This is a genomic window from Kitasatospora sp. NPDC089509, assembly GCF_044749365.1.
Classification (GTDB): domain Bacteria; phylum Actinomycetota; class Actinomycetes; order Streptomycetales; family Streptomycetaceae; genus Kitasatospora.
Genome location: NZ_JBIVHS010000030.1, coordinates 60046 through 75919 on the forward strand (window position 1 = coordinate 60046; position 15874 = coordinate 75919).

Genomic DNA, 15874 nt, shown 5'->3' on the forward strand with positions numbered 1-15874 from the left:
TTGGCGCGTGAGCACCACCGACCCCACCCCTGACAGCCACCTGCTGGGCGCCGCCGACATCCGGGAGCTGGCCGCCGCGTTCGGCGTCAAGCCGACCAAGCAGCGCGGACAGAACTTCGTCATCGACGGCAACACCGTGCGGCGGATCGTCCGGGCCGCCGAGGTGACCGGGCAGGACGCCGTGGTGGAGGTCGGGCCGGGGCTCGGCTCGCTCACGCTGGCGCTGCTGGAGGTGGCCCGGCACGTCACCGCGGTCGAGATCGACCCGGTGCTCGCCCGGCACCTGCCGGACACCGTCGCGGGCCGGATGCCGGGCAAGGCGGACGCCTTCGACCTGGTCTTCAGCGATGCCATGGAGGTCACCGAGCTGCCCGGCCCGGCGCCCACCGCGCTGGTCGCCAACCTGCCGTACAACGTGGCCGTGCCCGTCCTGCTGCACATGCTGGCGACCTTCCCCAGCATCGAGCGGACCCTGGTGATGGTGCAGAGCGAGGTCGCCGACCGGCTCGCCGCCAAGCCGGGCAACAAGGTGTACGGCGTCCCCTCGGTCAAGGCCAACTGGTACGCCGAGGTGAAGCGGGCCGGCGCGATCGGGCGGAACGTGTTCTGGCCCGCCCCCAACGTCGACTCCGGGCTGGTCTCGCTGGTCCGCCGCGAGCCGCCGCGGACCACGGCCAGCCGGACCGAGGTGTTCGCGGTGGTCGACGCCGCGTTCGCCCAGCGCCGCAAGACCCTGCGCGCCGCGCTGGCCGGCTGGGCCGGCTCCGCCGCCGGGGCCGAGCAGGCGCTCGCGGCCGCCGGCATCGACCACAAGCTGCGCGGCGAGATGCTGACGGTGGAACAGTTCGCCGCGATCGCCGAGCACAAGCCCGTCATCGCCGAGCACGAGCCTGCTAAGGACAGTGAGTGATCACCGTACGGGTACCGGCCAAGGTCAACGTCCAGCTCGGTGTCGGCGGCCTGCGCGCCGACGGCTTCCACGACCTGGCCAACGTGTTCTTCGCGGTCGCGCTGGGGGACGAGGTCACGGCGAGCCCGGGTGAGGGCGTGACGCTCTCCTGCACCGGGCCGGACGCCGCCGTCGTCCCGCTGGACGACAGCAACCTCGCCGCCCGCGCCGCCCGGCTGCTCGCCGCCCACCACGGCCTCGCCGACCCGGGCGTGCACCTGCACATCGCCAAGGCCATCCCGGTGGCCGGCGGCATGGCCGGCGGCAGCGCCGACGGCGCCGCCGCGCTGGTCGCCTGCGACGCGCTGTGGCAGCTGGACACGCCGCTGCCGGTGCTGCTGGACCTCGCCGCCGAACTCGGCTCGGACGTGCCGTTCGCCCTGCTCGGCGGCGTCGCGCTGGGCCGCGGCCGGGGCGAGATCCTGGAGCCGCTCCCGGTCGAGGGCACCTTCCACTGGGTCTTCGCGGTGGCCGACGGCGGCCTGTCCACGCCCGCCGTCTACCGCGAGTGCGACCGGCTGCGCGACCGGGCCGGCACCGGTTCCGGCGAGACCGACGTGCCCGTCCCGGACGCGGACCCGACGCTGCTCGCGGCCCTCGCCGAGGGCGACGCCGTCGCCCTGGCCGCCGCGCTCACCAACGACCTCCAGCCCGCCGCCGTCTCGCTGCGCCCCGCGCTGGCCGCCACCCTACGGGCCGGCACCGAGGCCGGCGCGCTCGGCGCCCTGGTCTCCGGCTCCGGGCCGACCTGCGCCTTCCTGGCCAAGGACGCCGAGTCGGCCGCCGCCGTCGCCGAGGCGCTGCTCGCCTCCGGCACCTGCCGGGCCGCGCACGCCACGTACGGGCCGGTGCCGGGGGCCTCGGTCGTCTCCTGACGCGTCGGGGGTGCCCGGGCGGGCCCATTAGGCTGGGGTGATCGGGGCGTCCCCGATTCAGGGGCGGGCTGGGCCCGCCCCGCGACCGCCGAACCCAGGAGCGCAGCACACGTGGCCGTCAACCTCGCCACCATCGAGTCCGTCACGAAGGTCTACGGCACCCGCACCCTGCTGGACGCGGTGAGCCTGGGCGTGAGCGAGGGCGACCGGATCGGCGTCGTCGGCCGCAACGGCGACGGCAAGACCACCCTGATCCGGATGCTCGCCAAGCTGGAGGAGCCCGACGGCGGCCGGATCACCTGGAGCGGCGGCCTCGAACCGTCCGTCCTCACCCAGCACGACTCGCTCGACCCGAAGGCCACCATCCGGCACGAGGTCATCGCCGACCGCGCCGACCACGAGTGGCTCGGCGACGCCCGGATCCGCGACATCATCGAGGGCCTCTTCGGCGGCCTCGACCTGCCCGGCTTCGCCGACGGCCTGGACACCGTGATCGGCCCGCTCTCCGGCGGTGAGCGCCGCCGGATCGCCCTCGCCAAGCTGCTGCTCGGCTCGCCCGAACTGATCATCCTCGACGAGCCCACCAACCACCTCGACGTCGAGGGCATCAACTGGCTCGCCCAGCACCTGCAGAAGCGCCGCTCCGCGCTGGTCTGCGTCACCCACGACCGCTGGTTCCTCGACCAGGTCTGCACCCGGATGTGGGACGTCCAGCACGGCGAGGTGCACGAGTACGAGGGCGGCTACTCCGACTACGTCTTCTCCCGCGCCGAGCGCTCCCGGATCGAGGCCGTCGAGGAGCAGAAGCGCCAGAACCTGGCCCGCAAGGAGCTCGCCTGGCTGCGCCGCGGCGCCCCCGCCCGCACCTCCAAGCCGCGCTACCGGATCGAGGCGGCCAACGCCCTGATCGCGGACGTGCCGGAGCCGCGCGACAAGAGCGAGCTGATGAAGTTCGCCAACGCCCGGCTCGGCCGGACCGTCTTCGACCTGGAGGACGTCACCGTCAAGGCCGGCCCCAAGCTGCTGCTGGAGAACCTCACCTGGCAGCTCGGCCCCGGCGACCGGATCGGCCTGCTCGGCGTCAACGGCGCCGGCAAGACCTCGCTGCTGCGGGCCATGCGGGACGCCTACGCCTCCGAGGGGGACGTGCAGCCGACCTCGGGCGTGATCAAGGTCGGCAAGACCGTGCGGCTGGCCTACCTGTCGCAGGAGATCGCCGAGCTGGAGCCGGAGATCCGGGTGCTGCAGGCCGTCGAGCAGGTCCGTTCGCGGGTCGACCTCGGCAAGGGCCGGGAGATGAGCGCCGGGCAGCTGTGCGAGCAGTTCGGCTTCGGCAAGGACAAGCAGTGGACGCCGGTCGGCGACCTCTCCGGCGGCGAGCGGCGGCGGCTCCAGCTGCTGCGGCTGCTGATGGACGAGCCCAACGTGCTGTTCCTCGACGAGCCGACCAACGACCTGGACATCGAGACCCTCAACCAGCTGGAGGACCTGCTCGACGGCTGGCCCGGCTCGATGGTCGTGATCAGCCACGACCGGTTCTTCATCGAGCGCACCACGGACGTCGTCCACGCGCTGCTCGGTGACAAGAAGATGCGGATGCTGCCCGGCGGCGTGGACGAGTACCTGGAGCGGCGGGCGCGGATGGCGGCCGCGGCGGCAGCCGCCTCCTCCGCCGCGGTCGCGGCCTCCCCGGCCGCGGCGGAGGCCGCCGCGGGGCTGTCCGGCGGGGACCTGCGGGCGGCGAAGAAGGAGATGCAGAAGCTTGAGCGGCAGATCGCCAAGCTGGACCAGAAGGAGTCCAAGCTGCACGCCCAACTCGCCGAGCACGCCGCCGACTTCTCCAAGGTCGCGGAGCTGGACGGGCAGCTGCGCGGGGTCCGGGAGGAGAAGGAGGAGCTGGAGCTGAGCTGGCTGGAGCTGGCCGAGCAGGTCTGACCTGCGGTTCCGGCCTGTGGTTCCGGCCCGAGGCTTCGGCCTGCGGTTCTGGACTACGGCTTCCCGAGCAGTACTTCGAGTTCGTCCGCCGCACGGCCCAGCGCGCTGAGCGCGGGGTCGTGCGGCGCGTTCGGCCGCAGCGAGGGCCCGGTCGGCGGGCGGTGCTCCCGGGCCGCGGCGGTCAGTTCGTCCAGGGCCCGGTGGACCCGCCCGGTCTCGGCCGGATCCGGCACCCGGCCGCCGTACCGGACCTGCGCGGCGAACGCCGCCACCGCGCCGCCGAGCCGCTCCAGCGCGGCCGTGGCCGGCAGCCACTGCTCGGCCAGCCGACCGGTGGGCGGCGGCTCGGCCAGGCCCTGCTGCACCTCCCGGCGGGCGTCCGCCAGTGACCGGTAGGCGGTGCGGCGCAGCCACACCTGGGCGGTGTGGTCCGTCGGGTGGCCCTGCTCGGTCCGCTGCTCCGTCCGCTGGTCCGTCGGCTGGTCCGTCCGGCGCTCCGTCACCGCGTCCAGGTAGGCCCGCAGGGCGGTGGTCGCGGCCACCAGGCGGGGCTCGATCCGGTGGCGGGGGCGCTCCGGCCACAGCAGGTAGCCGAAGAGCAGCACGATCACGCTCGCCAGCACGGAGTCCAGCACCCGAGGCCAGAACTCGGCCGCACCGCTCTGGCCGCCCAACTGGAGCAGGACCAGCGCCATCGGCGTCATCACCACGGTGTTCAGCCCGTAGTGCGCCGCCGTCGCGTACGGGAGCAGCGCCACACAAGCGGCCGCGACCGCCGTCAACGCCCATTCCCCGGTGGCCACCGACAGCAGCGCGGCCGTCACCACCACGCCGAGCACCGTGCCGACCGCGCGGCTCACCGCGCGCAGGAACACCGAACCGAGGTCCGGCTTCAGCACGAAGGCGATCGTCATGGGCACCCAGTAGCTCTTGCTGAGCGGGTAGTTGGCCGTGACGGCCGAGCCCGCCGCGATGCACAGCGCGACCCGCAGGCCGTACCGGAGGGACGGGCCGGACAGCAGGGCGCCCCGGAGCCGCCACGGGTCGGGCGGCGGCGCGGGCGCGGTGCCCACCCTGGTCGGGCGGCCCGCGACCGTGTCGGCGGCGGCCCGCAGGGCCGCGTCCAGGGCCTGCCGGGAGGGGGTGTCCGGCCGCCAGTCCGGCACCGTCACCTCGCCGCCGCCCCGCCGTACGGCCCGTGCCAGCAGCCCCGGCACCTCGGCCACCTCCGGCGGCACCGGCCGCCAGGCCCACAGCAGGCCGGTCGCCGCCTCGGTGGCCGCCAGCGCCGCCTCGTACATCGGGCGCAGGCCCCGGCGGTCCGTCGTCCGGCCGCGTTCCGGCAGCAGGTCCTGCAACTGGTTCAGGCGGGCCGTCAGCACCCGGCGGGAGGCGGCGCCCCGCGCGGTGCCCAGATCGGCCAGGGTGCGGCCGAGGGCCTCGTACACGGCGGCCAGCGCCCGGTTGCGCGGATCCGAGGCCGGGCGGGTGTGGGCGCCGGCCGGCAGCCCGAGCAGCACCACGAACGCGGCACCCACCAGCATCATCGGCGCCGCCGCCCACCACGGCGTGGGCAGCGGCATCCCGCTGCCCAGCGCCGTCGACACCAGCAGCAGCATCCCGGCCGCCGAACCGCGCGGGCCCGTCGCGCTCAGCGCGCCCGACCCGAACGCCGTCAGCGTCAGACCGACCCCGAGCGCGAGCGTGCCCGTGTGGACGTGCTGCAGGGTGGTGCCGATCAGCATCCCGAGGGCGGAGGCCGTCACCGCCGACCCGATCCGGGCCACCCGCAGCCCCACCGGCTCGGCGCGGTCGTTCATCGTCGCGTGCATCGCCCCCAGTCCGGCGAACACCCCCAGGTCCAGCCGGTGCAGCAGCAGCCCGACCACCAGCGGCACCGCCATGCCCACCGCCGCCCGGACCATCGCCCCCACCGGCACCGGCGGCCGGGCGGGGCGCACGGCACGGGCCCACCAGGTGGTCTGGGTCGGCTTGCTCGCAGGCATGTCGTCGCGTCCGTTCGGCGGCCTCGGATCGCTGCTGTGCGACATTGCGCGGCAGATGGGGCGTACCGGGTCAGTCTACCCAGGGCCCCGGGGCGGGCCCGGACGTGTCGAGTTCGTACCGATCGGGCCCGGCCCGGCCGAGGTCCCTGCCCGGCCGACAGGGGTGGTGGCTACCATGACGGAGGCGGGGGCCGCTCCCAGGACGGGCGGTCGGACGGCCAGGACGGTACGAACCGGAAGTTGACGGTGTGTGACGGCAGGCGGGGCCCCGGGAGTCGCCCGGGGCGCGCGGGCCGACGGGGGAGAGGTGGATTGCTGTGACGGATCCGAGTACGCCGGCGGCGGGGTCGAACCCGGGGGACACGCCGTTCACCCTGGAGAGGAAGCTGCATCTCCCGTGGGTCGGCGGGGTCAACATCGCGCCGGTCTTCAGCACCGCCGAGACCAACAACACCGCCGGTGACCTGGTCTCGGCCTTCGGCAAGCACGACGTCAAGGTCGAGCTCGACACCCTCACCGGTTTCGCGAAGAAGATCGAGGCCCTGCTCGCGGCGATGGAGGGCTCGGAGGCCGCGCCGTACAAGCTCGCGGCGCAGAAGGTGTCCCAGCAGAACTTCGTCAGCGGGGACGAGGCTCACCAGTTCGTGGAAGCGGTCGCGCTCTCCTCCACCTACGAGAAGGTCCACACCCAGCTCGTCAAGCTGCACAAGGACTTCACGGCGCAGATCAAGGCGATGCAGCACGCGGTCACGTCGACGGCACAGAACTACTCGACCAACGAGGACAACACGACGGACGACCAGAACGCGGTCGCGAAGCGGACCGGCGCCGACGGCTTCTGACGGCGGTCGAGGTCGGGGGAGACAGTTCACGGGGAACGGGGAGAGAGAGCAGTGGCAGTCCAGTCGAAGTTCGAAGGCATGGACCATCAAGTACTTCTGAACATGGTCAACGGAACCGACCCCACGACGATCCTCAGTCGTGCCGCGAAGCTGCAACAGGCCGGCGGTGTTCTCAAGGAGTTGAGCGAGGCACTCACGTCGCACCTCTCCAAGGTCACCTGGGAGGGCCGTGCCGCGGAGAACTTCAAGACGTGGGCCGGGAACCTGCAGCAGTCCGCCGAGAAGCTGGGCGCCTACTCGACGGGCGCGGGCAACGCCATGAACCAGGCCGGTGAGGCCCTCAGCACGGCCAAGGCCGCAGTGCCGCCGGTGCCGCCGGACGCCGTCGCCTGGGTGAAGGGGCGGCACGACCAGGGGATGCCCGACCCCGAGGTGCTCCGGCAGCTGAAGACGGTCGGCTGGTACCCGAACGGTCCGTCCACGGGTGACATCGACGCGGCCATGAAGCGCAAGAACCCGAACTGGGTCTCCGAGACCCAGGCGATGGCCGGGACCAAGGAGCTCTACGACGCGCACCAGGAAGCCATCCGGCAGATGGAGAAACTGGGCGAGGCCTACTCCGCGGCGACGACGACGCTGACCGGGCTCGGCGACAACGTGGTGCTGCCGGGGACGCCGGAGACGAACCGGGACGCGTCGTCCGACTATTCGGGCAGTGGCAATGGCGGCGGGAGCTACGGTGCGGTCCTGCCCGGCCCCCGGACCGCCGGCGGCAGCGTCAAGGCGAGCTACCGTTCGCCCGGCGGCACCTACGGCAACGTCTCCATGAAGCCTCGTGATCCGTCGACGAACTGGGAGGAGACGACCTACCCCGGTCACACCGGACCGGTCCCGCCGCACGACGGTGGCCAGTTGCCCACGCCCCCGCGGGACCCGGGCACCCCGGTGCCGCCGTCCACCCCGTCGGACCCGGTCCACCGACCGGGCACCGGTCTCGACGGCCTCCCGACCCTGCCGGACCAGACCGTCCCGGTCGGCTCCGGAAGCGGTCCCGTCCTGCCGGGCGGCCCGGGCGGAACTCCCGCCCACCCGGGTGGTCCCGACGGCCAGGGCGGCCTGCCCGGGCTGTCGGGTGGCACCGGACCGATCGGCGGCTACCCGGGCGGCGTCGGCGGCGGCTCCGTGCCGACCAGGGGCATCGGCGGCGTCTCGGGAAAGGCCGGCGGCTCGATTCCCGCCCGTACGGGCCCGTTCGGCGGTGGCTCGGTCCCGGGCAGGTCCGGCGGTCTGCCCAGCGGCACGGTCTTCGGCCGTGAGGGCGCACCGGGCGGCGGCCGGATCGGCGGGTCGGCCACGGGCGGCGGAACGGGTGGCATGCACCCGGGCATGGGCGGCGGCCACGGTGTCGTCGGCGGGGCCGGCGGCTCGCGCGGTCGGGGCCTGACCTCGACCCCCGGTGGCACCGTCGGCGGCCGCAAGGGTCCTGCTGCCGGTGGGGAGTTCACGCCCGGCGGCACCGGCCTGCGCAACCGGGCGGCCGCGGCGGAAGCCGCCGAGGGCGGTGCCCGCTCCGGGCAGAACGGCATGATGGCCCCGGGCGCGGGCGGTCACGGCAACCGGAAGGAACGCGACCGTCGCGACCGTGCGGACTACCTGCACGAGGACGAGGAGACCTGGACCAGCGGCACGCCGCACAGCAACCCCGACGTGATTGAGTAGGACGACACCGTCTGCCCGGCCACTGGGCTCGTCCAGTGGCCGGGCAGACCTGTTCGGGCATGCTTCCCGGTCTGCGGAGAGATTGACGAGGAGTGGTGATGGGGCGGACGAATACGCGAGCACGTCTGCGGGTGTTCGCGGCGTCGCTCGTGGCGGTTGGAGTCGTGATCGGCCCGGTCGCAGCACCTGCGATCGCCGATGGCCCCATTCGCCCCGACCAGTGGCATCTGGATGCCATGCACGCCCCGGAGATGTGGAAGACCTCGAAGGGGGACGGAATCACCGTTGCGGTGATCGACGGTGGCTTCAAGCTGGATCACCCGGACCTGGCGGGGCAGTTCCTGCCGGGTAAGGACTTCAGCGGGGGCTCCGGCGGTGTCGGTTCCTACGGTGACGGGCATGGCACGCAGATGGCCAGCCTGATCGCCGGGACCGGAAAGTCCGCCGGTGGTACGGGCGCTTACGGGCTTGCGCCCGGAGCCAAGATCCTTCCGCTGAAGATCAACAACGGGACGGTCGGGCCGGTGGTTTCGACCGACTTCCTCGGCCAGGTCGGGCAGGCCGTCACCTATGCGGTCGACCAGGGTGCGAAGGTCGTCAACATCTCGCAGGGGATTTCCGCCGTCTCCACTTCGCCCGGCGATGTCGACAAGTTGAGCAAGACCTTGGCGATGGCCCGGAGCAAGGGCGTGCTGGTGGTGTCCAGTGTCGGGAATTCGGCGCAGGACGGAAATCTCGCCGAGTACCCGAGCGCGCTGCCCGATGTCGTCGGAGTGGGCGCGGTCGGCCGCGATGTCGTTGCGACCTCGGAGTCCCAGCAGGGCCCGCAGGTGGTTCTCGCCGCGCCGGGTGTGGACATGGTCGAGGCCTGTACCGGTAACACCGGCTACTGCAAGAGCCATGGCACCTCCGACGCGGCCGCTCTGGTGTCCGCTTCGGCGGCTCTGGTCTGGTCGGTGCACAAGGACTGGACCGCGAACCAGGTTCTCCGGGTCCTCATCAACACGGCGAGCAAGCCCACGGACGGTTCCGTCCGCAACAACGACGTCGGGTACGGGGTGGTGCGGCCGCGGGTCGCGCTGACGGATCCCGGCGACCCCGGTCCGGCGGACGTGTCCCCGGTTCCGGCGGCGGATCCGGTGCCCGCGGCGAGCCCGTCCGCGTCTGCGGGTTCGCCGGCTCCGGCCGCGTCGCCGTCGGTGCCCGCGGGGAGTCCGAGTGCCGTGGCGGCGGGCGCGCCGACGGTGGCCGCGTCGTCCGGGTCGTCCGGGTCGGGGGGCGTGCTGCCGGTCGTGGGCGGTGGGGCGGCCGGGTTGGTGGTGGTGGCCGCGGTGGTCGTCCTGGTGCGTCGGCGTAGGCGGGCGGCCGCGTAGGAGGTGGGGGCGGGGACGGGCCCGGGTGTCGCGGAGGCGGCGCCCGGGCTTTTGCGTGGGGCGTGTGGGGCGGGGGTGTGCGCCGGGGTCACTCGGGTGGGGGCTGGTGGGGTGGCCGGGCGGTGGCGAGGGTGGGTGGTATGGATGCGGAAGGTGTGGGCCGGGCCGGGCAGTTGAGGCGGGCGGCGGCCGCGGCGTTGATCGGGACGGCGATCGAGTTCTACGACTTCTTCCTCTACGGGACGGCGGCCGCCCTGGTGTTCGGGCCGGTGTTCTTTCCCGGACTGGGGTCGGTGGGGGCGTTGTTGGCGGCGTTCTCGGTGTACGCGGTGGCGTTCCTGGCCCGGCCGTTGGGGGCGGTGGTGTTCGGGCACTTCGGGGACCGGGTGGGGCGGAAGGCGACGCTGGTGGTGTCGCTGCTGCTGATGGGCTCGGCGACGGCGGCGGTGGGGTTGTTGCCGGGGTTCGCCGCGTGGGGCTGGTGGTCGCCGGTGCTGCTGGTGGTGCTGCGGGTGTGCCAGGGCGTGGGGTTGGGCGGGGAGTGGGGCGGGGCGGCGCTGCTGATCGCGGAGAACGCGCCGGCGGGTCGGCGCGGGCGGTACGGGGGGTTCCTGCAGTTGGGGCCGTCGGGCGGGTTCGTGTTGGCGAACGGGGCGTTCCTGGCGCTGCAACTGGGGCTGGACGAGCGGTCGTTCCGGGAGTGGGGGTGGCGGGTGCCGTTCGTGGCCTCGCTCGCGCTGGTGGCGGTGGGCCTGTTCGTGCGGCTGCGGCTGGCGGAGACGCCGTTGTTCCGGGCGGACGAGCGGCGGGACCGTCCGCCGGTGGTGGAGCTGCTGCGCGAGCACTGGCGGCCGGTGTTGGCGGGCGGCGGGGCGATCACCTTCGGGTACGCGCTGTTCTACCTGACCACCACGTACGCGCTGGCGTACGCGACCTCCGGGTTGGGGGTGGCGAGCACGCTGGTGCTGGCGATGCTGCTGGTCGGCTCGGTGGTCGGGGCGGGGACGGTATGGCTGAGCGCCTCGCACAGTGACCGGTGGGGCCGGCGCCGGACGATGCGCTGGGCGACGGGCCTGGCGGCGGCGTGGTCGCTGGTGCTGTTCCCGCTGTTGGAGACGGTGCGTCCACCGCTGATGTTCCTGGCGCTGGCCGGGGCGTTGGTGGTGCTGGGGTGTCTGATGGGGCCGGTGGCGGCGTTCCTGCCGGAGCTGTTCCCGACCCGGGTGCGCTACACGGGAGCCGCGTTGACGTACAACCTGGGCGGTGTGGTCGGCGGGGCGACGACGCCGCTGGTGGCGACCAGGCTGACGGCGGAGTACGGGACGGCGCAGCCGGTCGGCTGGTACCTGGCGGTGCTGGGCGGGTTGGCGCTGGGGTGTCTGTGGCTGCTGCCGGAGACCACGGGTGCGGAGTTGGCGGCGGTGGACGGCGGACGCCGCCGGGTGCCCGTCCTGGGGACGGACCCGGCGGCGTAGCCGTACGGGGGGCGGGGTCAGCCGGCCAGGGCGGCGCGGCCGGCCAGCAGGACCGCGGTGTGCCGGGCGACGCGCTCGCCGAGGTGCTCGGCGGTCGCGATGTCGGCCTTGTGGACGGCCTCCGGGCCGGCGTCGGCGGGGGAGGAGGCGGCGGCGCCGTTGAAGAAGCCGAGCCGGTTGAGGTCGTTCTCGGTGGCGGTGGTGGCGTTCCAGCCGGGCTTGAGGCCGAGGTTGACCCAGCTCATGCCGTGCTGGGCGGCCAGGGTCTGGAAGAAGCCGAGGGTGCCGGCCTTGTCGCCGCTCTTGGAGGCGGAGTTGGTGAAGCCGGCCGCGACCTTGTCCTGCCAGGCGTCGGAGAACCAGCGCTTGCTGGTGGCCTCGGCGAAGACGTGGAAGGCGCCGGAGGCGGTGCCCATGTAGGTGGGGGAGCCGAAGACGATCGCGTCGGCGGCGTCCAGCTGGGCCCACTGCTCGTCGGTGATGGTGTCGACGGCGATCGTGACGACCTCGGCACCCGCAGCGGCGGCACCGCGGGCGACGGCCTCGGCGATCACGGCGGTGTGGCCGTAGCCGGAGTGGTAGGCGAGGGCGACGGTCGGGCGGACGGCGGTCATGAGGGCACTCCTGTGCGGGGTGGTAGCGGCGGGGACGGCGAAGCACGGACGGGTGCGGGCACGGCGGTGCCCCGGGCGGGGCCCGGGCCTGCCGGACCCGCCTTCGGTCTCTAATGTAGACCAGGTCTCCATTGGTTACCAAGAGCGGATCGGAGACCGTGGGTCTACCCTGGCGGTATGACGACGGAGGAAGCGGCCCGCGCCGGGGTCGAACAGCACGAGGAGCTGGAGCTCGACGTCTTCGCCCGGCTCTGCCCCAGCCGCGAGATGTTCGCCGAGCTCGCCGACAAGTGGTCGATGCTGATCCTGATGAGCCTCTCCGCCTGCGGCCCGCAGCGCTTCTCCGAGCTCCAGCGCGCGGTCGGCGGGGTCAGCCGCAAGATGCTCACCCAGTCGCTGCGCAACCTGGAGCGCAGCGGCCTGGTGCTCCGCACGGTCTTCCCGGAGACGCCGCCGCGGGTGGTCTACGACCTGCGGCCGCTCGGCCGGGAGCTGGCCGAACTGGTCGCCCCGCTGGGCCGCTGGACGGAGCGGCGCGCCCTGCAGATGCTCGCGGCCCGCGAGGAGTTCGACGCGGCGCACGCCGGGGGCGGCGAGTAGCCGCCGGGGGCCGGCGGGCGGCCGGGAGCCGGGACGGAGCCGATTTCCCTTCCGGGCCGACGGCCGTGTAATGTCTTCCTTGTTCGACCGGCCCGGGAAAACGAAAACCCGGCAAGCCCCTATAGCTCAGTCGGTAGAGCGTCTCCATGGTAAGGAGAAGGTCTGCGGTTCGATTCCGCATGGGGGCTCAACTGAAAGACCCTCGCCTCTCGGCGGGGGTCTTTCGCGTTCCCGCGCCCGACCTGCGCCGATCCGCCCCGGTCCGCCCGCCCCCCGGGCGGCTCGCGGCGGACGTGACCTAGCGGGTCGGGTACGGAATGCGCTGTGATGGTGCGTCATCGGCCGCCCGCCCGACGGGTGCGGGCACGAGCCGGACCCCGAGCTGGAGGGCGTCATGGGCGTTCGACTCGTGGTGGTCGACGACCACCGGTTGCTGGCCGAGGCACTGGCCACCGCGCTCCAGCTGCGCGGTCACCGGGTGCTCGCGGTCGGCTCGCCGGCCGCTACCGCCGCCGACCTGGTGGCCGGGCGGCGGCCCGAGGTGTGCCTGCTGGGGGTGGCCGCGCCGGGCGACCCGGGGGCCTTCGACGGGCTGCGCCGGATCCGCCGGGAACGTCCCGAGGTGGCCGTGATCGTCCTCGGACCGGTGGGTGAACTCCGGGGCGTGGCCTGCGCGTTCGCGGCCGGGGCGGCCGGGTACGTGCCCAGCGACGAGCGGATCGAGGTGGTCGAGCGGGCGATCGGACGGGCCCGGGCGGGCGAGGCCGCGGTGACGGTGGACGTCCTGCGCGGTGCCTTCGACCAACTGCTGCGCCCGGTGGCCGAACCCGACGACGAGGCGGTCCGGCTGCTGCGGCTGCTGACCCGCCGTGAGGTGCAGGTGCTGGCCCGGATCGCGGACGGCGAGGACACCGCCGCGATCGCCGCCGGGATGCGGATCGCCGCGAGCACCGCCCGTACCCACGTCCAGCGGGTGCTGATGAAGCTCGGCGCGCGCACCCGGCTGGAGGCGGCCGCGGTGGCCGCCCGGACCGGACTGCTGGAGCGGATGTCCGGCGGCTGAACCGGGCGGGGGCCGCGGGGGCCGCGGGGCGACCGCCCCGGTGGTCCGGAGCACCCGTCCGGGCAGGGACAATTGGCCGTAGTCGTACGCATTCCGTCGATGGCGCCGCCGACGCGCGGGCCATCGCCCGCTGGAGGTCTCATCATGAGTAAGTACCTGGTCACGGGTGGCGCCGGCTACGTCGGCAGCGTGGTGGCCGCCCACCTGCTGGAGGCGGGGCACGAGGTGACCGTCCTGGACGACCTCTCGACCGGCTTCCGCGAGGGCGTCCCGACCGGTGCCGAGTTCGTCGAGGGCCGGATCCAGGAGGCCGGCCGGGTGCTGGACGGCTCCTTCGACGGCGTGCTGCACTTCGCCGCCTCCTCGCAGGTCGGCGAGTCCGTCGTGGACCCGGAGAAGTACTGGCGCAACAACGTGGCCGGCTCGCTGGAGCTGATCACCGCGATGCGCGAGGCCGGTGTGCGCAAGCTGGTCTTCTCCTCCACCGCCGCCGTGTACGGCGAGCCCGAGGTGGTGCCGATCGCCGAGACCGCCCGGACCTCGCCGACCAACACCTACGGCGCCAGCAAGCTCGCCATGGACCACATGATCACCAGCGAGGCCGTCGCCCACGGCCTGGCCGCCGTCTCGCTGCGCTACTTCAACGTGGCCGGCGCGTACGGCGCCTACGGCGAGCGCCACGACCCCGAGTCGCACCTGATCCCGCTGGTCTTCCAGGCCGCGCTCGGCCGGCGCCCGCACATCGCGGTGTTCGGCGAGGACTACCCGACCCCGGACGGCACCTGCATCCGCGACTACATCCACGTCGCCGACCTGGCCGACGCCCACCTGCTGGCGCTGACCGCCGCCAAGCCGGGCGAGCACCTGATCTGCAACCTGGGCAACGGCAGCGGCTTCTCGGTGCGCGAGGTGATCGAGTCGGTCAAGCGGGTCACCGGCCGGGAGATCCCGGTGCAGGTCGCCGGTCGCCGGGCGGGCGACCCGGCGGTGCTGGTGGCCTCCGCCGAGCGCGCCCACCAGGAGCTGGGCTGGACCCCGCGCCGTCCGAACCTGGACGACATCGTCGCCGACGCCTGGAAGTTCGCGCTGGAGCAGCACGGCCGCTGAGCGCGGCCGCTGAACCCGGCTGCGGTGCCCGGTTGTTGAACGGCCCGGCCGTCGAACGGCCCGGACCGGGCCGGGGAGCCGGTCGGTCGGTACGGTTCCCGGGGACGCGCGAGCGGCGTCCCCGGGCCGTCCGACCGGTCAAGTCCGGCCACTCCGGCACCTCCTGACGAAACTTCACCGAACCGCCACGGGAGCGTTTCCCGGCCCGTACGCTGAGTGCGGTACCGGTGGGGGCCGGCGTCCTTTCGGCTTCACCGGCCACCGGTGGGCGGGCGGAGCGGCGGGTCCGGAACGCGGACGCCGGCCGCTCCCCGTCCCCGGGCTCGGGCGCTCTGAGCAGGGGGTACTGACGATGGGGCGGATCCGGGTCCTGGTGGTCGACGACCACCGGATCTTCGCCGAGGCACTGGCCGCGGCCCTCGCCGCCGAGCCCGACGTGGAGGTGGGCGCGGCCGGCAGCGCGGCCGCCGCCGAGCGGGCGCTGGAGCGCGCCGCCACCGAGGGCCGGGCCTACGACGTGGCGCTGATCGACGCCGACCTGGGCGCCGGGGCCGTCGGGCCGGGGGCCCGCGCCCGGCCGGGCGTCGAGGCGGCCGAGGAGGCCCGGCGCCGCCCGGCCCCGGGCGTGCCGCCACCGCGAAGGACGGGGGCCGCACCGACCGCCCCGGGGGCCGTCGGCCGTCCGGCGGACCACCTGCGCGCCGAGCAGTCGCGCGCCGAACAGCTGCGGGTCGAACAGCTGCGGGTCGACCACCCCCGCACCGAGCAGTTACGGGCCGAGCAGCTCAGGCCCGCCGCCCCGCCCCCGGACGGGATCGCCCTGCTCGGCCGGCTCCGTCGGGCCCACCCGGGGCTGCGCGGGGTGGTGCTGGCCACCGCGGACGACCCGCACCGCGCGGCCCGGGCGCTGCATCTGGGCGCCACCGGCTGGGTGGCGAAGGAGAGTTCACTGGCCCGGCTGCTCGCGGTGGTCCGCGGGGTGCTGCGGGACGAGACGCACCTGCCGCCCGCGCTGCTCACCGGGGTGATCCGCGAACTGACCACCGCCCGGCGGGACCGGACCGAGAGCGAACGGCTGGTCGACTCCCTGACCCCGCGGGAGAAGCAGATCCTGCGCTGCATGGTGGCGGGCCTGGGCCGACAGGCCGTCGCGGAACGGCTGTACCTGTCGCCGCACACCGTCCGCACCCACATGCAGAACGTGCTGGGGAAGTTGGGGGTGCACTCCACGCTGGCCGCCGTCGCGGTGGCCCGCCGGGCCGGGGTCAGCCCCTCGGAGCCGGCCGTGCCGCCGTCCATCGCCTCCGCGCCGTAGC

13 protein-coding genes and 1 tRNA gene are annotated in these 15874 nt (G+C 74.0%); 12 read left to right on the forward strand and 2 right to left on the reverse strand.

Going from position 1 to position 15874, the window contains the following annotated elements:
- The first annotated feature begins 7 nt into the window (after nt 1-7).
- The 3 genes from rsmA (at nt 8) to ACIP4P_RS38995 (ending at nt 3759) form a co-directional block, all read left to right on the forward strand.
- Nucleotides 8-910, forward strand: a complete 903-nt coding sequence (gene rsmA, locus ACIP4P_RS38985) for a 16S rRNA (adenine(1518)-N(6)/adenine(1519)-N(6))-dimethyltransferase RsmA (protein WP_400927400.1) — start codon at nt 8-10, stop codon at nt 908-910.
- Nucleotides 907-1824, forward strand: coding sequence for a 4-(cytidine 5'-diphospho)-2-C-methyl-D-erythritol kinase (locus ACIP4P_RS38990; protein ID WP_350515359.1), 918 nt, complete (start codon nt 907-909; stop codon nt 1822-1824). Before rsmA ends, ACIP4P_RS38990 begins: the two co-directional genes overlap by 4 nt.
- Before the next feature lie 111 nt (nt 1825-1935).
- Nucleotides 1936-3759, forward strand: coding sequence for an ABC-F family ATP-binding cassette domain-containing protein (locus ACIP4P_RS38995; RefSeq protein WP_350515358.1), 1824 nt, complete (start codon nt 1936-1938; stop codon nt 3757-3759).
- A 53-nt stretch (nt 3760-3812) separates the two neighbouring features.
- On the opposite strand, the gene ACIP4P_RS39000 is transcribed toward ACIP4P_RS38995, so the two are convergent.
- Complete coding sequence (locus ACIP4P_RS39000; protein ID WP_400927405.1) at nt 3813-5765, reverse strand: FUSC family protein; 1953 nt, start codon at nt 5763-5765, stop codon at nt 3813-3815.
- Between the two features lie 317 nt (nt 5766-6082).
- On the opposite strand from ACIP4P_RS39000, the gene ACIP4P_RS39005 reads away from it, so the two are divergent.
- The 4 genes from ACIP4P_RS39005 to ACIP4P_RS39020 all read left to right on the forward strand — a co-directional run bounded on the left by ACIP4P_RS39005 (nt 6083) and on the right by ACIP4P_RS39020 (nt 11174).
- Nucleotides 6083-6607 carry a hypothetical protein gene (locus ACIP4P_RS39005; protein WP_400927408.1) on the forward strand — a complete coding sequence of 175 codons (525 nt, stop codon included), beginning with the start codon at nt 6083-6085 and terminating at the stop codon, nt 6605-6607.
- Between the two features lie 78 nt (nt 6608-6685).
- Nucleotides 6686-8326, forward strand: coding sequence for a WXG100 family type VII secretion target (locus ACIP4P_RS39010; protein WP_400927410.1), 1641 nt, complete (start codon nt 6686-6688; stop codon nt 8324-8326).
- A 98-nt stretch (nt 8327-8424) separates the two neighbouring features.
- A complete protein-coding gene (locus ACIP4P_RS39015) occupies nt 8425-9699 on the forward strand; it encodes a S8 family serine peptidase (protein WP_400927412.1) in 1275 nt (424 codons plus the stop codon).
- Nucleotides 9700-9839: 140 nt separating this feature from the next.
- Entirely contained in the window at nt 9840-11174 is a 1335-nt protein-coding gene (locus ACIP4P_RS39020) for an MFS transporter (protein ID WP_400927414.1), read from the forward strand.
- Between the two features lie 17 nt (nt 11175-11191).
- Here ACIP4P_RS39020 and ACIP4P_RS39025 read toward each other — a convergent pair whose 3' ends face one another.
- Complete coding sequence (locus ACIP4P_RS39025; RefSeq protein ID WP_350515352.1) at nt 11192-11788, reverse strand: flavodoxin family protein; 597 nt, start codon at nt 11786-11788, stop codon at nt 11192-11194.
- Between the two features lie 177 nt (nt 11789-11965).
- On the opposite strand from ACIP4P_RS39025, the gene ACIP4P_RS39030 reads away from it, so the two are divergent.
- The 5 genes from ACIP4P_RS39030 to ACIP4P_RS39050 all read left to right on the forward strand — a co-directional run bounded on the left by ACIP4P_RS39030 (nt 11966) and on the right by ACIP4P_RS39050 (nt 15873).
- Entirely contained in the window at nt 11966-12388 is a 423-nt protein-coding gene (locus tag ACIP4P_RS39030) for a helix-turn-helix domain-containing protein (RefSeq protein ID WP_350515351.1), read from the forward strand.
- A gap of 115 nt (nt 12389-12503) precedes the next feature.
- A tRNA-Thr gene (locus tag ACIP4P_RS39035) sits at nt 12504-12576 on the forward strand.
- 206 nt (nt 12577-12782) lie between these two features.
- A complete protein-coding gene (locus tag ACIP4P_RS39040; RefSeq protein ID WP_350515350.1) occupies nt 12783-13451 on the forward strand; it encodes a response regulator transcription factor in 669 nt (222 codons plus the stop codon).
- Between the two features lie 144 nt (nt 13452-13595).
- Nucleotides 13596-14558 carry a UDP-glucose 4-epimerase GalE gene (gene galE / locus ACIP4P_RS39045; RefSeq protein WP_400927417.1) on the forward strand — a complete coding sequence of 321 codons (963 nt, stop codon included), beginning with the start codon at nt 13596-13598 and terminating at the stop codon, nt 14556-14558.
- A 352-nt stretch (nt 14559-14910) separates the two neighbouring features.
- Entirely contained in the window at nt 14911-15873 is a 963-nt protein-coding gene (locus ACIP4P_RS39050) for a LuxR C-terminal-related transcriptional regulator (RefSeq protein WP_400927419.1), read from the forward strand.
- Nucleotide 15874: the final 1 nt, after the last annotated feature.

Bases quoted from the DNA above. Each gene is read 5' to 3' on its own strand.
- ACIP4P_RS39000 (WP_400927405.1), bottom strand. From the start codon at position 5,765: ATGCCTGCGAGCAAGCCGACCCAGACCACCTGGTGGGCCCGTGCCGTG.
- ACIP4P_RS39010 (WP_400927410.1), top strand. From the start codon at position 6,686: ATGGACCATCAAGTACTTCTGAACATGGTCAACGGAACCGACCCCACG.
- ACIP4P_RS39015 (WP_400927412.1), top strand. From the start codon at position 8,425: ATGGGGCGGACGAATACGCGAGCACGTCTGCGGGTGTTCGCGGCGTCG.
- ACIP4P_RS39020 (WP_400927414.1), top strand. From the start codon at position 9,840: ATGGATGCGGAAGGTGTGGGCCGGGCCGGGCAGTTGAGGCGGGCGGCG.
- ACIP4P_RS39025 (WP_350515352.1), bottom strand. From the start codon at position 11,788: ATGACCGCCGTCCGCCCGACCGTCGCCCTCGCCTACCACTCCGGCTAC.
- ACIP4P_RS39030 (WP_350515351.1), top strand. From the start codon at position 11,966: ATGACGACGGAGGAAGCGGCCCGCGCCGGGGTCGAACAGCACGAGGAG.
- ACIP4P_RS39040 (WP_350515350.1), top strand. From the start codon at position 12,783: ATGGGCGTTCGACTCGTGGTGGTCGACGACCACCGGTTGCTGGCCGAG.
- galE (WP_400927417.1), top strand. From the start codon at position 13,596: ATGAGTAAGTACCTGGTCACGGGTGGCGCCGGCTACGTCGGCAGCGTG.
- ACIP4P_RS39050 (WP_400927419.1), top strand. From the start codon at position 14,911: ATGGGGCGGATCCGGGTCCTGGTGGTCGACGACCACCGGATCTTCGCC.